General features: G+C 51.3%; 14 protein-coding genes and 4 tRNA genes. 1 reads left to right on the forward strand and 17 read right to left on the reverse strand.

Annotated elements, in window-relative coordinates; translation table 11 throughout:
• Positions 1 to 7: 7 nt before the first annotated feature.
• The 12 genes from rpoB to K7G70_RS14520 all read right to left on the reverse strand — a co-directional run bounded on the left by rpoB (position 8) and on the right by K7G70_RS14520 (position 9,218).
• On the reverse strand, positions 8 to 4,075 hold the full coding sequence (gene rpoB, locus K7G70_RS14465; protein ID WP_223789370.1) for a DNA-directed RNA polymerase subunit beta: 4,068 nt from the start codon (positions 4,073 to 4,075) through the stop codon (positions 8 to 10).
• Between the two features lie 161 nt (positions 4,076 to 4,236).
• A complete protein-coding gene (gene rplL, locus K7G70_RS14470) occupies positions 4,237 to 4,614 on the reverse strand; it encodes a 50S ribosomal protein L7/L12 (protein ID WP_223789371.1) in 378 nt (125 codons plus the stop codon).
• 31 nt (positions 4,615 to 4,645) lie between these two features.
• Positions 4,646 to 5,170 carry a 50S ribosomal protein L10 gene (gene rplJ, locus K7G70_RS14475; protein WP_223789372.1) on the reverse strand — a complete coding sequence of 175 codons (525 nt, stop codon included), beginning with the start codon at positions 5,168 to 5,170 and terminating at the stop codon, positions 4,646 to 4,648.
• 231 nt (positions 5,171 to 5,401) lie between these two features.
• A complete protein-coding gene (gene rplA, locus K7G70_RS14480) occupies positions 5,402 to 6,094 on the reverse strand; it encodes a 50S ribosomal protein L1 (RefSeq protein ID WP_488801387.1) in 693 nt (230 codons plus the stop codon).
• Positions 6,091 to 6,525: a 50S ribosomal protein L11 gene (rplK, locus tag K7G70_RS14485; protein ID WP_223789374.1), complete on the reverse strand. Its 435-nt coding sequence runs from the start codon at positions 6,523 to 6,525 to the stop codon at positions 6,091 to 6,093. The genes rplA and rplK overlap by 4 nt, the downstream gene beginning before the upstream one ends.
• A gap of 56 nt (positions 6,526 to 6,581) precedes the next feature.
• On the reverse strand, positions 6,582 to 7,115 hold the full coding sequence (nusG, locus tag K7G70_RS14490) for a transcription termination/antitermination protein NusG (protein WP_223789375.1): 534 nt from the start codon (positions 7,113 to 7,115) through the stop codon (positions 6,582 to 6,584).
• Positions 7,116 to 7,138: 23 nt separating this feature from the next.
• Positions 7,139 to 7,588, reverse strand: coding sequence for a preprotein translocase subunit SecE (secE, locus tag K7G70_RS14495; protein WP_223789376.1), 450 nt, complete (start codon positions 7,586 to 7,588; stop codon positions 7,139 to 7,141).
• Positions 7,559 to 7,634 (reverse strand) — tRNA-Trp (locus K7G70_RS14500). Before K7G70_RS14500 ends, secE begins: the two co-directional genes overlap by 30 nt.
• A 65-nt stretch (positions 7,635 to 7,699) precedes the next feature.
• The gene (tuf, locus tag K7G70_RS14505) at positions 7,700 to 8,890 is read right to left on the reverse strand and encodes an elongation factor Tu (RefSeq protein WP_223789365.1); all 1,191 of its coding nucleotides are present in this window, start codon (positions 8,888 to 8,890) and stop codon (positions 7,700 to 7,702) included.
• 44 nt (positions 8,891 to 8,934) lie between these two features.
• Positions 8,935 to 9,010: transfer RNA gene (locus tag K7G70_RS14510), tRNA-Thr, on the reverse strand.
• 8 nt (positions 9,011 to 9,018) lie between these two features.
• A tRNA-Gly gene (locus K7G70_RS14515) sits at positions 9,019 to 9,092 on the reverse strand.
• Positions 9,093 to 9,133: 41 nt separating this feature from the next.
• Positions 9,134 to 9,218: transfer RNA gene (locus K7G70_RS14520), tRNA-Tyr, on the reverse strand.
• Between the two features lie 256 nt (positions 9,219 to 9,474).
• Between K7G70_RS14520 and K7G70_RS14525 the strand changes: the two genes are divergently transcribed.
• Positions 9,475 to 10,305 (forward strand): helical backbone metal receptor, encoded by an 831-nt coding sequence (locus K7G70_RS14525; RefSeq protein WP_223789377.1) that lies wholly within the window; start codon positions 9,475 to 9,477, stop codon positions 10,303 to 10,305.
• Here K7G70_RS14525 and K7G70_RS14530 read toward each other — a convergent pair.
• The 5 genes from K7G70_RS14530 to K7G70_RS14550 all read right to left on the reverse strand — a co-directional run bounded on the left by K7G70_RS14530 (position 10,302) and on the right by K7G70_RS14550 (position 16,456).
• The gene (locus K7G70_RS14530; protein WP_223789378.1) at positions 10,302 to 11,924 is read right to left on the reverse strand and encodes a GDYXXLXY domain-containing protein; all 1,623 of its coding nucleotides are present in this window, start codon (positions 11,922 to 11,924) and stop codon (positions 10,302 to 10,304) included. The genes K7G70_RS14525 and K7G70_RS14530 overlap by 4 nt on opposite strands.
• Positions 11,921 to 12,910: a DUF2157 domain-containing protein gene (locus tag K7G70_RS14535; RefSeq protein WP_223789379.1), complete on the reverse strand. Its 990-nt coding sequence runs from the start codon at positions 12,908 to 12,910 to the stop codon at positions 11,921 to 11,923. Before K7G70_RS14535 ends, K7G70_RS14530 begins: the two co-directional genes overlap by 4 nt.
• Before the next feature lie 182 nt (positions 12,911 to 13,092).
• Positions 13,093 to 14,223, reverse strand: a complete 1,131-nt coding sequence (prpC, locus tag K7G70_RS14540; protein WP_223789380.1) for a bifunctional 2-methylcitrate synthase/citrate synthase — start codon at positions 14,221 to 14,223, stop codon at positions 13,093 to 13,095.
• Positions 14,224 to 14,227: 4 nt separating this feature from the next.
• On the reverse strand, positions 14,228 to 15,127 hold the full coding sequence (prpB, locus tag K7G70_RS14545; protein ID WP_223789381.1) for a methylisocitrate lyase: 900 nt from the start codon (positions 15,125 to 15,127) through the stop codon (positions 14,228 to 14,230).
• A 285-nt stretch (positions 15,128 to 15,412) separates the two neighbouring features.
• The gene (locus tag K7G70_RS14550) at positions 15,413 to 16,456 is read right to left on the reverse strand and encodes a cyclic nucleotide-binding domain-containing protein (RefSeq protein WP_223789382.1); all 1,044 of its coding nucleotides are present in this window, start codon (positions 16,454 to 16,456) and stop codon (positions 15,413 to 15,415) included.
• Positions 16,457 to 16,546 lie beyond the last annotated feature (90 nt).

The following is a 16,546-nucleotide window of genomic DNA, read 5'->3' on the forward strand; positions in this document are numbered from 1 at the left end:
CCCAGACTCACTCGTTTTCCAGTTCCATGTTCAAGCCCAATGCGCGGACCTCTTTGACCAGTACATTGAACGACTCAGGAATGCCTGAAACCGTGTTGTGGTTACCATCAACGATGTTTTTGTAGGTGGCGTTACGACCTTGCACGTCATCTGACTTGACCGTCAGCATTTCTTGCAAGGTGTAAGCGGCACCGTAGGCTTCCAGCGCCCACACTTCCATCTCACCGAATCGCTGACCACCGAACTGGGCTTTACCACCCAGCGGTTGTTGGGTCACCAACGAGTATGGACCGGTTGAACGGGCATGCATCTTGTCATCGATCAAGTGGTTCAGTTTCAACATGTACATGTAACCAACGGTGACTTTGCGGTCAAATTTCTTACCGGTGCGACCATCGAACAAGGTGGCTTGACCGTCTTCGGACAAACCAGCCAATTGCAACAGTTTTCTGATGTGTTCTTCTTTGGCACCATCAAACACGGGCGTGGCCATTGGCACACCGCCTTTGAGGTTGTTGGCCAACTCCATCACTTCTTCTTTGCTGAAGCTGGAGAAGCTCACTTTGCCTTCGCCGTCGATGTTGTAGATCTCACCCAAGAATTCTTTCAGCTTGGCCACGGTGGCTTTTTCTTCCAGCATTTTTTCGATTTGGTAACCCAAACCACGGGCGGCCATGCCCAAATGCACTTCCAGAATCTGCCCAATGTTCATCCGCGACGGTACCCCCAATGGGTTCAAGCAGATGTCCACCGGACGGCCGTTTTCATCAAACGGCATGTCTTCTTCTGGCACGATCATGGAGATCACACCTTTGTTTCCGTGGCGTCCGGCCATTTTGTCGCCGGGTTGGATGCGGCGTTTCACTGCCAGGTACACTTTGACCATTTTCAACACGCCAGGCGCCAGATCATCGCCTTTGGCGATCTTGGCTTTCTTCTCTTCAAAACGTTTGTCGAAAATGTCGCGCTGCTCAGCAATCTGCTCAGCGAAGTCATCCATTTGTGCAGCCAGGTCGTTGTCTTGGGGCTTGATGTCAAACCATTGATCCAACTCCAAGGTGTCGAAGTAAGACTCTTCGATCACCGCGCCTTTTTTCAAGCCAGGGGCTTTGGCCACTTTGGCGCCCACCAACAATTCACGAATGCGCTGGTGGATCACGGTGCGCATGATGCGGAACTGGTCATTCAGGTCCTTGCGCACTTTTTCGATTTCTTCTTGTTCAATGCGCTCAGCACGTGAACCCTTTTCGATGCCTTCGCGGGTGTAGACCTGCACATCAATCACGGTACCGCTGGTGCCTGACTTGACACGCAAAGACGAGTCTTTCACGTCCAAAGCTTTTTCACCAAAGATGGCGCGCAACAATTTCTCTTCGGGGGTCAGTTGGGTTTCGCCTTTGGGGGTCACTTTACCGACCAAAATGTCACCGGGACCCACTTCGGCACCGACGTAGACAATCCCTGAATCATCCAACTTGGTCAACGTGCCTTCAGAAATGTTGGGGATGTCCGCAGTGATTTCCTCGGCACCCAATTTGGTGTCCCGAGCAATACAGGTCAACTCTTCGATGTGGATGGTGGTCAGGCGGTCTTCTTTCACCACCCGCTCAGAAATCAGGATGGAGTCCTCGAAATTGTAACCATTCCATGGCATGAAGGCCACCAGCATGTTTTGACCCAAGGCCAATTCACCCAAATCAGTGGATGGACCATCGGCCAACACGTCACCGGCTTCAATGCGGTCACCCACTTTCACAATCGGACGTTGGTTGACACAGGTGTTCTGATTCGAACGCATGTATTTGATCAGGTTGTAAATGTCGACACCGGGGTCTTTTTCACCGATTTCAGACTGGTCAACCCGCACCACGATGCGGCCAGCGTCAGAAATTTCCACCGTTCCGCCGCGCTTGGCGATCACGGTTACCCCGGAATCACGCGACACGATGCGTTCCATACCGGTACCCACCAATGGCTTGTCGGCTTTCAATGTGGGCACGGCTTGGCGTTGCATGTTCGATCCCATCAAAGCCCGGTTGGCGTCATCGTGTTCCAGGAACGGAATCAAAGCCGCGGCCACCGACACAATTTGTTTCTCAGAGACGTCCATGTAAGAAATCTCTTCGGCTTTCTTCAGCACCACTTCGCCTTTGTGACGACAAATGATGAACTCATCGACGAATTTGCCGTTTTTGTCCAACTTGGCACTGTTTTGGGCGATGGGGTTGTCCGAATCCTGAATCGCTGACAGGTAAACAATTTCATCGGTCACTTTGCCGTTGGCGACTTTGCGGTAAGGGGTTTCCAAGAAACCATAATCGTTGGTTCTGGAATACACCGCCATCGAGTTGATCAAACCAATGTTTGGTCCCTCAGGGGTTTCAATCGGACACAAACGACCGTAGTGCGTCGGATGCACGTCGCGCACTTCAAAGCCAGCACGCTCACGGGTCAAACCACCCGGCCCCAAGGCCGACACGCGGCGCTTGTGGGTGATTTCCGACAAGGGGTTGTTTTGGTCCATGAATTGGGACAATTGGTTGGAGCCAAAGAACTCTTTGATCGCCGCTGAGATGGGTTTGGCGTTGATCAGGTCTTGTGGGGTCAAGCCTTCAGACTCGGCCACTGTCAGTCGCTCTTTAACGGCGCGTTGGACCCGAACCAGGCCGACGCGGAACACGTTTTCCGCCATTTCACCCACCGAACGCACGCGCCGGTTGCCCAAGTGGTCGATGTCATCGACTTGACCCACACCGTTGCGGATGCTGACCAATTCTTTCATCACATCGACGATGTCTTCTTTACTCAGGGTGCCTTCACCCTCGATGTTCTCACGACCCAAACGCATGTTGAATTTCATGCGACCCACGGCCGACAGGTCATAACGCTCTTTGGCAAAGAACAAACCGTCAAACAAGGAGCGCGCTGCTTCCTCAGTTGGTGGCTCGCCCGGACGCATCATGCGATAGATTTCAATCAACGCTTCTTCGGCGGTGGTGGTTGGATCGATGTTCAAGGTGTTCGACATGTAAGCACCGCGGTCCAAATCATTGACCAACAGAATGTCAAATGATTTGACGCCGGCATCGCGGAATTTCTCCAGCACCTCTTCGGTGATGGTGGTGTTGGCTGGCATCAGCACTTCACCGGTTTCTTTGTCAATGACGTTGTGACCCAACACTTTTTCGATCAAGTAACTGTCTTCCAGAGTCAACGCGGTCAACTTAGACTTTTTCAGTTTGCGTTCATGGCGCGCGGTGATGCGTTTACCGGCTTCCACAATCACTTCTTTGCCATCTTTGATGTCAAAGCCAAATGTTTCCCCTTTCAGATTTTCTGGCACCAACTTCATTTTGGCGTTGGTTTTGTTCAGGGTGATGGTGGTTTTTTCAAAAAACAGGTCCAAAATCTGTTCGTTGTTGTATTCCAAGGCGCGCAACAAGATCGAAGCCGGCAATTTACGGCGGCGATCGATCCGCACATACACGCTGTCTTTGGCATCGAACTCCATGTCCAACCAAGAACCGCGGTAAGGAATCACCCGGGCTGAATACAGAATTTTACCGGATGAGTGGGTTTTGCCTTTGTCGTGATCGAAGAACACACCAGGTGAACGGTGCAATTGATTCACGATGACCCGCTCGGTGCCATTGATCACAAAGGTACCGGTCGGGGTCATCAGTGGTAAATCACCCAGATAAACGTTTTGCTCTTTGATGTATTTGACTTTTTTCTTTTTCTTGGTGCTCTTTTCTTTGTCGTAGATCACCAATTGAATTTGGGCACGGATGGAGGCCGCATAGGTCATGCCACGCAGTTTACATTCCAGCACATCAAACTCTGGATCTTCTACGCCGACACTGATGTATTCCAATCGAGCAAAACCAGAGTAGCTTTCAATTGGAAAAATTGAGTTTAAGGCATCATTCAGTCCATTGAGGTTTTTGTCGTTTTCACCCAAAAATGCCTGATATGATTTGACTTGAGTGTCCAGTAAGTACGGCACATCCAGAACCGCTGAAGAACTGCCAAAGTCTTTTCTGATTCTCTTCTTCTCAGTAAATGTATAACCCATCGATTTGTCACCTTCACCATGCTCGCGAAATGGGGTATTTCGCTATTGATATATGTATTTTTTTACGCTTTTGATCGCCGTTTTGAATCGGTGATTTTTTAAGCGACTAAAGGCCGACATAAAATGTCAGCCTTTAGATTTTGCTTAATTACGTTGTGTAATTATTTCAACTCGACAGTTGCACCTGCTTCTTCGAGTTGTTTTTTGACTTCTTCGGCTTCGGCTTTGTCAACACCTTCTTTGATTGGTGCTGGTGCGCCTTCAACCAACTCTTTGGCTTCTTTCAAGCCCAAGCCAGTGATGCCACGAACGGCTTTGATCACGCCGACTTTCTTGTCGCCGAAACCAGCCAGGATGACGTCGAATTCAGATTGCTCAGCAGCGGCTTCACCAGCAGCAGCGGCAGCCACAGGAGCGGCAGCAACTGCGGCAGCAGCTGAGACACCAAATTTCTCTTCCATCGCTTCGATTAACTCAACAACGTCCATCACGCTCATTGCTGAAATTGCTTCTAAAATATCATCTTTTGATACGGCCATTTTATTTCTCCAAAAATGTAAAGTTTGTTACTTATGCAGCTTTTGAATCTTTGATTGCTGCGATTGTACGTGTCAGTTTTGCGTGTGGCTCGGCCAAAGTTCTGGCCAACTTCTCGATCGGTGCTTTCATCACCGACATCAGTTGAGAAATGGCTTGGTCTTTGGTCGGCAATGAAGCCAGACGGGCCAGCTCCGATGCCGCCAACAATGAACCACCGATGGAAACAAATTTAACTTCCAAGTGATCATTGTCTTTGGCGTGGTCTTTGATCAAACGCGCGGCACAACCAGGATCTTCCTGACTGAATGCATACAACAAAGGACCGACCAAGGCATCGGCGATGCACTCGTATTCGGTACCTTGTACGGCTCTTTTGACCAAAGTATTTTTTGCCACCCTCAGATACACACCGGTTTTGCGGGCATCTGAACGCATCGCGGTCATCAGATCAACCGATGAACCACGGTACTCAGCTGCCACCAAAGAGTGGGCATCTTGAGCTACGTTGGCAATTTCACTGACTACAGCTTTTTTCTGCTCTAAATTGAGCGCCATGATAACCTCCAAAGGCTCATGCAGCATATGCTGCAGTACGACTCATACACCGCTTGACCACGAGGGCTGCAAGCGGCACCTTTTTGGTGACCTAACAGAATTCTGTCTGGGGGCACCATCTGCGTAGGAAATTAAGTGAACCGACGTAAACGCCTGCTGCACACCTACGGTCTTTGATGACTGCTGAACCCTTGCGAGTTCAACAACCCTCAAAATTTCGGGGATCGCGGATTACTGACCGACAGTAACCGGATCGATTTCAACACCGGCGCCCATGGTGGACGAGATGCTGATTTTTCTGATGAATTTACCTTTTGATGTGGGTGGCTTCTTCTTGTTCAGCTCGGCCAACAACACCGTCAAATTCTCACGCAACGCATCGGCTGAGAAAGAGGCTTTACCCAACACCGTGTGGATGATGCCCGCTTTGTCAATGCGGTACATGGCTTGACCGGATTTGTTGTTTCTAACCGCACCAGCCACGTCGGGAGTCACGGTACCCACTTTGGGGTTTGGCATCAAGCCTTTGGGACCCAAGATGGTACCCAATTGACCCACCACGCGCATGGCGTCTGGGGAAGCAATCACCACATCAAAATCGATGTTGCCTTTCTTGACTTCAGCAGCGAGGTCGTCAAAACCGACCAAGTCAGCGCCGGCGGCTTTGGCTTCTTCAGCCTTTTCGCCTTGGGCGAAGACTGCCACTTTGACCGATTTACCGGTGCCATTGGGCAACACGGTTGCACCACGCACGGCTTGGTCAGATTTTCTGGCATCCACACCCAGCTGGATGGCCACATCAACGGTTTCATCGAAGTTTTTAGAGGCATTCGAACGAACGAATTCCAAAGCTTCTTCGATGGGGTATTTCTTCATTTGGTCGATTTGCGCTTTCAACGCTTTGATTCTTTTGCCAGCCATCATTTCACTCCTTCAGTTTCAATGCCCATGCTGCGTGCAGTACCGGCTATGGTTCTGACCGCGGCATCCATATCGGCAGCCGTCAAATCAGGCTCTTTCATTTTGGCAATTTCTTCCAATTGCTCACGACCGATTTTTGCCACCTTGTCGGTGTTGGGGGTACCACTGCCTTTGGGAATGCCCGCTGCTTTCAACAACAACACGGCAGCCGGTGGGGTTTTGGTAACGAAGGTAAAGCTTCGGTCATTGTAGACTGTGATCACCACTGGGATGGGTAACCCTTGTTCAACGTCACCCGTTTGGGCGTTGAAGGCTTTACAAAACTCCATGATGTTCACCCCGTGTTGACCCAAAGCCGGGCCCACCGGAGGTGAGGGATTGGCCTGACCAGCAGGCACTTGCAGTTTGATGTACGACTGTACTTTCTTAGCCATTTTTCTCTCCGGGTGCAAACGCCGGGCACTTAAGCCGGCTCCCCATTGTTAATCAATTAAACTTTTTCAACTTGGCCGAACTCAAGTTCAACCGGCGTTGACCGACCAAAAATGGAAACAGCCACACGCATGCGGCTCTTTTCATAATTGACTTCTTCCACTTCGCCATTGAAATCGGCAAAAGGGCCGTCGATGACGCGAACCACTTCGCCGACATCGAACAATGTTTTGGGTTGCGGCTTGTTCTCGCCGTCTTCAATGCGTTGCAGGATGGCATTGGCCTCCCGCTCGGTGATGGGTGCTGGCTTCTCCGCTGTACCACCAATGAAGCCCAACACTTTGGGCACACTTTTCACCAGGTGCCAGGTCTCGTCATTCATTTCCATTTGCACCAAGACATAACCAGGAAAGAATTTACGCTCACTGCGACGCTTCTGACCTTTTTTCATTTCCACGACAGTTTCTTTGGGCACCAGCACTTCACCAAACAAGTCCTGCATTTGGTATCTTTCAATGCGCTCTTCCAGCGACTTACAAACTTGTTGTTCAAATCCTGAATACGCGTGTACCACATACCATCTGTGTGCCATGAAACTGTACTCCTGTCCTTAAATTAATCGAACAAATATTCGATGAGGCTACTGAAGCCCCAATCAACCAGAAACAAGAAGAAACCAATGATGACCACCAGGATCAGGACCATGATGGTGGTTTGTACGGTTTCATTTTTGGTCGGCCAGACAATTTTCTGCCGCTCGATGTTGGCGTTTTTGACAAACTTGGCAAACTCCTTGCCTTTGTGGGTTGTGTAGCCAACAAAACCACCAACCAGCACACCGCCCAGAACCATCAACACGCGGATGATGGTGGGGTAGGTATCCACAAAATACAGATTGGCGGCAACGCCTGCAATGATGATTGCAATGGCCAGCCACCACCTTAATTTATCACCAGCTCCTGGAACTGTCTCAACACTACTCATATCTTGTTTTAATCCAAATAAGCCATTGCCCCCATCCGATGGAGAAAACAATGGCAGGCCAGGAGGGAATCGAACCCCCAACCTGCGGTTTTGGAGACCGCTGCTCTGCCAATTGAGCTACTGGCCTAAAAACTGTAAAGACAGCAAAAGCCAACAGTCAAACTGTTGGCTTTTGTGTCACAAGTTACTTGATCACTCGATGATTTTAGCGACCACGCCCGCACCCACGGTGCGACCACCTTCACGAATCGCAAAGCGCAAGCCTTCGTCCATCGCAATCGGTGAAATCAATTCAACTTTCATCTTGACGTTGTCACCAGGCATAACCATTTCTACGCCATCAGGCAACTCACATGCGCCAGTCACGTCAGTTGTTCTGAAGTAAAACTGGGGTCGGTAACCTTTGAAGAATGGCGTGTGACGACCACCTTCATCCTTACTCAACACGTAAACTTCAGCCTCAAATTTTGTGTGGGGCGTGATTGTACCCGGTTTTGCCAGTACTTGTCCACGCTCAACTTCATCTCTTTTCGTGCCACGCAACAAAATACCCACGTTGTCACCGGCTTCACCGCGATCCAACAACTTGCGGAACATCTCAACACCCGTACAGGTGGTGGTGGCCGTGTCACGAATACCAACGATCTCAATCTCTTCGCCAACGTTCACAACACCGGTCTCAATACGACCCGTCACAACAGTACCACGACCTGAAATCGAGAAAATGTCCTCAATCGGCATCAAGAATGGTTTGTCGGTTTCACGCTCTGGAGTCGGGAAGTAGGCATCCATCTCATCCAACAACTTTTGTACCGCTGGAACACCAATGTCTGATTCGTCGCCTTCCAATGCTTTCAGGGCAGAACCCATCACCAATGGGGTGTCATCACCAGGAAACTCGTAGTCGTTCAACAACTCACGAACTTCCATCTCAACCAACTCCAACAACTCTTCGTCGTCAACTTGGTCGCATTTGTTTAAGAACACAACAATGTAAGGGACACCAACCTGACGAGCCAACAAAATGTGCTCACGGGTTTGTGGCATCGGACCATCAGCGGCTGACACAACCAAAATCGCGCCGTCCATTTGGGCCGCACCGGTGATCATGTTTTTCACGTAGTCCGCGTGACCTGGACAGTCAACGTGCGCGTAGTGACGATCTTCGGTTTCATATTCTACGTGAGCCGTAGAAATGGTGATACCGCGCTCTCTTTCTTCTGGCGCGTTATCAATTTGATCGTAATCCTTGAAATCACCGCCTTGCTTTTCAGCAGCCACTTTTGTGATCGCTGCAGTCAAGGTGGTCTTACCATGGTCAACGTGACCAATTGTGCCCACGTTCACATGGGGCTTCGTGCGTTCAAATTTTTCTTTTGACATTGTTGCTACTCCAAAAAGCTAAGCAGTTAATATTATTCAAGTGGTGGTGCCCATAACTGGAGTCGAACCAGTGACCTCTTCCCTACCAAGAAAGTGCTCTACCGACTGAGCTATATGGGCATTACATTTGGAGCGGGTGATGGGAATCGAACCCACGTATTTAGCTTGGAAGGCTAATGTTCTACCATTGAACTACACCCGCTCAGCCCCAACCTGAACCACTTATTCAGGCCTTTTAATGTTTGGTGGAGGGAGGAGGATTCGAACCTCCGAAGTTAAAAACAGCAGATTTACAGTCTGCCCCCGTTGGCCGCTTGGGTATCCCTCCAACGAGCAAAGCACGGCATTTTCGTAGAATACGCCAAGAAAGTCAATATAAAATCACAGTAATTTCATGCCCCGTCAGGGCCGACTCTCTCGTCTCCGAGCAGGCTGCGAATTATAGGCAATTTGCAGTAAAAAACAACGACTTTTTTGGATTAAATCAAGCACCCCGTTTGACCCCCGACCAAACGACTGAAAATTTCCCCCAATTCGGGGCCGAGATTGGCGTATACTGAAGCCCTTTTTGACCGCAACAAACCATGCCAAAATCCTTATTTTTGATCGCCTTTTGGCTACTCAGCTGGACCGCCTCAGCCGACACGGAACCGACGTTTGCTTCAGCCACCATCAAAACCAGCGTGTCGTTGTCACCACACATCACCGAATTGGTCTATTCGGCCGGTGGCCAGGATGGTTTGTTGGGGGTCAGTGCCTACAGTGACTACCCCGCCTCGGTGGCGGACAAAACCGTGATTGGCGACGCCTTTCATTTGAACACTGAATTGTTGGCCCAACTGCAGCCCGAAGTGGTGTTTTATTGGGCCGGTGGCACGCCGCAACAAACCGTGGAGAAACTCAAGTCCATGCAGCTCAATGTTCATGCGGTGACCATCAACGAACTACACGACATTGCTCGAGCCATCCAAGACATCGCCGACACCTTGGGCACCCAACCCACTGCTGATTTGGAACATTTTGCCACCCGGCTGCAAGCCCTGCAAAACCAAACTTGGTCCAAACAATCGGCCTTGATTCAAATATCTGACCAACCGATCTACACCGTCAATGGCGACCATTGGATGAGTGAGGCCATTGCGGTATGCGGCTTGAACAATGTGTTTGCCGATTTGGCCACCAAGTCTGCTGCGGTGACCTTGGAGTCGGTGGTGTTGAAAAAACCCGAGGTCATTGTTCGCACCCAAGCCATGAATGAACACAGCCCGGTGGCGCAATGGGCTGAAATTCCGGCCATCAAAAACCAACGCATTGCGGTGTTGGAAGCCGACCATTTCACCCGGCCCACGTTGCGTTTGTTGTTGGCCATTGAACATTTGTGCCAGCAAGTGGCCGCTTACGAACGGGTCAATTAATCCAACCGATTCTGACCCAGCAGTTTCAGCTCGGCATCGTACATGGCTTTGAGCAGCAGCTCGCCATCCCCGGCCACCTTGAATTCACCGAAGCGGGCGGCATCAAACAACTGCGCATCCCCTTCTTGAAAGAAAAACGCATTGGTGGCAAATTGCACGCGATTGTGACGCCAACGGTATTGCATGCCGATCAAGGGTTCAGCCGCATCAGGGGCAGCCTTAAGACCATGAAACCGGCCCACCCCACGTTCATCCAAATGCACAAACACCAAACCATCTTGCGCTGATTCCTGCGCTGCTGGGTCGGCTTGGCTCATGGCGCTGCGGATGTCATTGGCCAAAGCAAAGCGCAAGCGCATGTAATCGCCTTGCATGATGGAGCGGGGATCCACCGGTGCCAATTCCAAAAACACCGATTGCCCAGTGGCCAACAACCGTTCTTTTTGCCAGATGGCTTGGTTGACGCCGACCAAGGCCAAGCCCAAAGTCACCCACGCAGCCAGTTGCGCGGCCCCACTGAGGGCCCGCTGGGGCGGGTCGGTCACAGCAGGGCCTTGGTTATCGGCCGGATCAGCCAACCACCACTTCAAGCCAGCATAAGCCAACAACATGACCGCGCCCATCGCCATCAGGATCAATGACTTGTTCAATAAGGTGGTGTTCAAGGCATAGTAGTACCAACTGACAAAGCCCAACAAGGCCAGCCCACCGAGCACCATCAACAACTTGTTTTGTCTGGCATAGCCCACCAACAACACCAACAGGGCACTGCTCAATCCGATCACCGGCAAGGCCGAAAACAACAACAGCACCGCCGCCAACAGGATCAGCCGACCGGTTTTGCTGCCCCATTGGACGCCTTGTTCAATGGCGATCTGTCGCACCAGGTACAACAACACCGCTGAATTCAACAACGCCGAGATCCAACTCGCATTCTGCAACAACCAACCCGCTGACTGTCTGGAGTGCATCCAGCCATACAACCAAATATGATTCTGGGCATGTAAAGTCACCAGCGCAAAGGCCAAGGCATAGCCCACCGGTTCATAAAATTCCCGCTGTGCTTCCCAGCCGGTTTTCTGCAGCCATATCCAGACCATCAAGGCCGCCACGGCAGCGGCACCGAGGCCCGAAAAAATCAACCAGTCAAAGCCCCAAAACAGGGCAATGACGGCAAACCAGGTGCTCAAGAACCGATGTAAATAGTTGCGCATCACTAAGGCCAGCACCACTTGGTACAATGCCACCAACACCAACCACTGACGGCTTCTGAAATCAAACAGTTCAAACAGCCCAAAGGCCAACAAGAATTGGCCAGTCAAACTGAAGGCCAACACCATCTGATCAAAAAAGTCATTGTCAGGCTGGGCTTTGAAATAGGCATAGGTGCCCGCATTGATGAACAAACCCAGGGTGATCAACACCCCGCCCTGATCAAACAAGCCAGCAATCCCAAAACCCAAGAAACCCAACAGAAAGATGGCCGCCAACCAACCGGCAAAGCCTTGCAAAGCCCGGATGTACCAAAAAGTTTGTTCGGTCTTGGTTTCGTTGGCCGGCTCATCGCCTTTGACGAAACCGGCTTGTTGCAATAGTTGCCATAACTGGGTACTGCTCATGCGTTCACCTCCTGTTTGAAGCTCAGGTGGGTCTTTTTCAACCACCGCACCGCCAAGGTCGACAGCGTGATCAAAGCCACCGCCATCAACAACAAGCCGCCGGCATCGAATTGATCCAACACCGCATTGGCCAACAGCGACATGATGAAGACAATGACAGCCAACATCCAGGCCGTCAGCAACAACAAATCGCGACAACGGTAACGGTACACATAACACAACAAACCCATGAAGCCCAGGAACAACAAGGCATTGATGGCCCGGTAGTCGACCCGACCCCAAATCGCCTCCAGCCCCATGATGCCCAACAAATAAATCACCACCACACCCAGAACCTGAGCGGCCCAGCGGTGTGACAAGGCCACATGCACCCATCGTTGGGCCCGACCACTGGCCAACCATTCAGTCAGCAACAAAAAGGCCCCGTTCAATAGAAACAGCACCCAAGTCATGTGATGTCCCCACAGCGCCCAGCCAAGCAAGGAGCGGTTGACCTGGAGATACAAACTCAAAGCGGTGTTGAGCAACAACACCAACACCAGCCACAACACCTCTGCCCGGCTGAACAGGACCAAGGGCGTGATCAACATCGCCCAGGTGGCAAACAATTGCCAGGGATCGGCCCCGGTTTGGTAGGTTTGGCCGAACAAAGCCAGCAGCGCACCCAGTACCAACACCGCAGATAACAACAACGCTTGCGCGGTCCAGGGTGATTTGGCTTTGAACAGGTACAACAGAAAACTGCCAACCATCAAACCTTGCAAAGCGATGAACTTGAACTGCCGGCCCAAGTCATTCCAATTGTAAGCAAAGAAAAACACCACCCCAAAGGCCATTGATAACAGGCCGAGCAACACCAACAGGCGCCGCACAAACAACAACCAGCCGGCCCGGCTCGGTCGCTCACCCGCCACCGCCAAAGCCGATGCCTGGTGTTCGGGGCCGATCAGCCCCGCTTTGATCCATTGATAGATTGATTCATTCATGATGTTTGGGCTCCCACAAAAGCCATTTCATCATAAATCTTTTGGCGCATTTTATAAACCCAATCGAAAGCGGGTGCAACAAGGCTTGTCGAAAGTAGCAACATAAGACACCGCCGACCCATCGCTGGGCACAAAAAAGCCCGACGGCATCGGGCTTTTCGATCACAGTTTCAAAGCGTGCTTCAATCGCGCTCGGCAATCGGGCCCACTTTGCGGGTGTCTGGCCCGGTGTAATCGGCGTTGGGGCGGATGATGCGGTTGTTTTCGCGCTGCTCCATCACGTGAGCGGTCCAACCGGTGACCCGTGACATCACGAAGATCGGGGTGAACAGCTCGGTGGGGATGCCCATGAAGTGATAGGCCGAAGCGTGGAAGAAATCGGCATTCGGGAACAGCCTTTTTTCATCCCACATTTTCTTCTCCACCGCACAGCTTACTGGGTACAGCACGGTGTCACCGGCTTCTTCAGCCAGTTTTTCTGACCATTTTTTGATGATGGCATTGCGCGGATCCACTTCGGTGTACACCGCATGACCAAAGCCCATAATCAATTGCTTGGTTCTGAGCATTTCATCGATGCCGGCTTCGGCTTCTTCGACGCTGCCGAATTTCTGCAACAAGGCCATGGCCGCTTCGTTGGCACCACCATGCAAAGGACCGCGCAAAGCGCCAATGGATGCCGTGACGCATGAATGGATATCAGACAAGGTGGAGGCCACCACCCGACCGGTGAAGGTGGAGGCATTGAATTCATGCTCGGCATACAAAATCAACGACACATCCATCACCCGGGCGTGCAGCTCGCTGGGTCGTTTGCCGTGCAACAACTCCAAGAAGTGCGCCCCCACTCCATCGATGTCTGAGGCAGTTTCAATGCGCACACCGTCGGTGACGAAACGATACCAGTAACAAATGATCGACGGGAAAATCGCCACCAGGCGATCGGCTTTGTCCAATTGTTGGGCAAAATCGGTTTCGCCTTCCACATTACCCAGAATCGAACAACCGGTGCGCATCACATCCATCGGGTGGGCATCGGCCGGGATCAATTCCAAGGTCTTCTTCACCGCTTCGGGCAATTCACGCAGGGCATTGATTTTCTTTTTGTAGGCATCCAACTCAGCTTGATTGGGCAGTTTGCCATGCAGAATCAAGTAAGCGGTTTCATAAAATGAGGCGTTGGCAGCCAAATCATCCACATCATAACCACGGTAAGTGAGGCCAGCGCCAATCTTACCGACGGTGCATAATTTGGTTTCACCGGCGCTTTGGCCACGGAGACCAGCACCACCTGCTTTCTTTGCATTTCCCATGTCGTTATTCCTCTGTTGTTTTTTCTTGTGAAAAAAGTTCGTCTAATTTTTGTTCGTAGCTGTGGTAATCCAAATGATTGTACAACTCTTCTCTGGTTTGCATGATGTCCAACACATCTTTTTGGTGACCCTGGGTCAGGATCGACCGATAAACCGTCTCGGCCGCTTTGTTCATGGCCCGATAAGCACTGCAACAATACAACACGATGTCGACCCCATGCTGGCCCAGTTCTTCGCTGGTGAACAAAGGGGTGTGCCCGAATTCGGTGATGTTGGCCAAAATGGGCACGCCCACAGCGTCTTTGAAGCGTTGGTACTGATCCAAGGTTTTCATCGCTTCGGGAAAAATCATGTCGGCGCCGGCTTCAACACAAGCCACGGCCCGTTCAATGGCGGCAGCCTCGCCCTCAATGGCCAAGGCATCGGTGCGGGCCATGATGACAAAATTTTCATCGGTTCTGGCATCCACCGCGGCTTTGATGCGATCCACCATTTCCTGCTGGCTGACCACTTCCTTGTTGGGTCGGTGACCACATCGTTTTTGTGCCACCTGGTCTTCAATGTGCATGGCAGCGGCACCGGCTTTGATCACCGAGCGCGTGGTTCTGGCAATGTTGAAGGCCCCGCCCCATCCCGTGTCCACATCAATCAACAGCGGCAAGTCGCACACATCGGTGATGCGCCTGACATCAGTCAACACGTCTTCCAGGGATGAAATGCCCAGGTCAGGCATGCCCAGCGAATTGGCAGCCACACCGCCGCCGGACAGGTAAATGGCTTGGTGGCCCACGTTTTTGGCCATTCTGGCGGCAAAGGCATTGATGGCGCCAACCACTTTCAGCGGTTGGTTGTTGGCCACTGCCTGGCGGAATCGCAAACCCGCACTGTCATTGTTGTTGGTCATAAATGTTTGTTGTCGCGTTCAAGCCCTGACTTGGATGGTGTGCTGCACACAATTCAGTCAGGTACCATGGTGGTTGAAAGTGGGTTCATCATCGTTGGACTGATGTCAAATCAGTCCCCCAGTGAGGTCGATGCATGCATGTCCCGATTGTTTGCCAGTGACCCGATGGCGATCAACCATGACCGCTGACGACCCACTGAAATAAAGCCGGCGCATTATAACAGAATCCACCCGCAATGACCAGATCAACGGTCTGTAACAAATGGTGCTTGGGGGCGTGGGAATTCAGCTTTGCAGTGATCGAATCAGGCCATTGATGCCGCCTTGTAAGGCATAAACATCATAACCCAGGGTGGCCAGGGTAAAAGCCGCAGAGGCACAGCGGGAGCCCAGGTTGCTGCAGGTGATGATGGTCGAGTTCAGATTCAACTTGTGGACATTTTTGCGGATCTTGGTCACCGGGATGTTGAAACAACCCTGGATTGATTGGCGGGCAAATTCTTCCGGTTCACGCACATCGATCAAAGTGGCACCTGCTGCCAACATCTCCAAGGCCGATTGGGCGGTGATCCAACGCACCACGTGGGCTTTGAGCAGTTTGGAAAATGTGGCACCGGCCAAACGCATCAACAAACCGTCGGTTTGCATCCGCACCGAGGCGTTGCGCGGTTCGCTGCTGACCAGGGCCGATTCGCCAAACAAGGTGCCCTTGTCCAATTCAGCCACCTTTTTTTCGCCTTCGGCCACCACCTGATACACATCGGCCACCCCTTCGGCAATGATGTAACAGAAATCACCAGGATCACCTTCAGAAATCACTTCTTCACCGGCCTGCACTTCTTGGGTTTCCAATTCATTGAACAATTCACCGATGTTGCCTTGCGGCAGCATTTGCACTGAACGGCTTTTCAGCAAACCCACCACCCACTCATAGCTTTGGTGTCCGCGCAAGGGGCTGTCCGGGGCGGCTTTGGTGTAGACGCTGTTCCAGACCTGTAAATGGTCCACCAGGTTGGAACTGATCTGAAAACCGGTCATGGTCTTGGACGTCACCACCGCGTCCATGGTGTTGGACTTGTTGGCATCGCCAATCGGGTATTTGGCCGATAACTGGGTTGATTTGAGGGTTTTTTCGCGGCCTTTGTCGGTGGTGATTTGCACCACGCCTTTGGTTAAATACTTGGTGTTTTCAGCCCGGCGATTGATTTCGTAGAGCTTGTCTCCTTTTTGCTTTTCAAAATATTCAAACTCATTCACCAACAGTGGATAAAACTTCACATCGATTTGATTGAATGGATAATATTCTTTTAAGTCTTCGGCTTTGATCATTAACCCTTCCGCTGATCCCATATTTTGATTAAATCTTAACCGATTTGCTGAGGTAACTCAAAATATTATCTGTAATGGGTTGATCTTAAA

The sequence above is a fragment of the Marinicella meishanensis genome (assembly GCF_019931145.1).
Taxonomy (GTDB): domain Bacteria; phylum Pseudomonadota; class Gammaproteobacteria; order Xanthomonadales; family Marinicellaceae; genus Marinicella; species Marinicella meishanensis.

Excerpts from the sequence above, each read along its gene's own strand:
- rplL (WP_223789371.1), bottom strand. The coding sequence starts at position 4,614 with ATGGCCGTATCAAAAGATGATATTTTAGAAGCAATTTCAGCAATGAGC.
- rplA (WP_488801387.1), bottom strand. The coding sequence starts at position 6,094 with ATGATGGCTGGCAAAAGAATCAAAGCGTTGAAAGCGCAAATCGACCAA.
- K7G70_RS14550 (WP_223789382.1), bottom strand. The coding sequence starts at position 16,456 with ATGATCAAAGCCGAAGACTTAAAAGAATATTATCCATTCAATCAAATC.
- K7G70_RS14530 (WP_223789378.1), bottom strand. The coding sequence starts at position 11,924 with ATGAGCAGTACCCAGTTATGGCAACTATTGCAACAAGCCGGTTTCGTC.
- rplK (WP_223789374.1), bottom strand. The coding sequence starts at position 6,525 with ATGGCTAAGAAAGTACAGTCGTACATCAAACTGCAAGTGCCTGCTGGT.
- prpB (WP_223789381.1), bottom strand. The coding sequence starts at position 15,127 with ATGACCAACAACAATGACAGTGCGGGTTTGCGATTCCGCCAGGCAGTG.
- rpoB (WP_223789370.1), bottom strand. The coding sequence starts at position 4,075 with ATGGGTTATACATTTACTGAGAAGAAGAGAATCAGAAAAGACTTTGGC.
- nusG (WP_223789375.1), bottom strand. The coding sequence starts at position 7,115 with ATGGCACACAGATGGTATGTGGTACACGCGTATTCAGGATTTGAACAA.
- K7G70_RS14535 (WP_223789379.1), bottom strand. The coding sequence starts at position 12,910 with ATGAATGAATCAATCTATCAATGGATCAAAGCGGGGCTGATCGGCCCC.
- tuf (WP_223789365.1), bottom strand. The coding sequence starts at position 8,890 with ATGTCAAAAGAAAAATTTGAACGCACGAAGCCCCATGTGAACGTGGGC.
- prpC (WP_223789380.1), bottom strand. The coding sequence starts at position 14,223 with ATGGGAAATGCAAAGAAAGCAGGTGGTGCTGGTCTCCGTGGCCAAAGC.
- rplJ (WP_223789372.1), bottom strand. The coding sequence starts at position 5,170 with ATGGCGCTCAATTTAGAGCAGAAAAAAGCTGTAGTCAGTGAAATTGCC.
- K7G70_RS14525 (WP_223789377.1), top strand. The coding sequence starts at position 9,475 with ATGCCAAAATCCTTATTTTTGATCGCCTTTTGGCTACTCAGCTGGACC.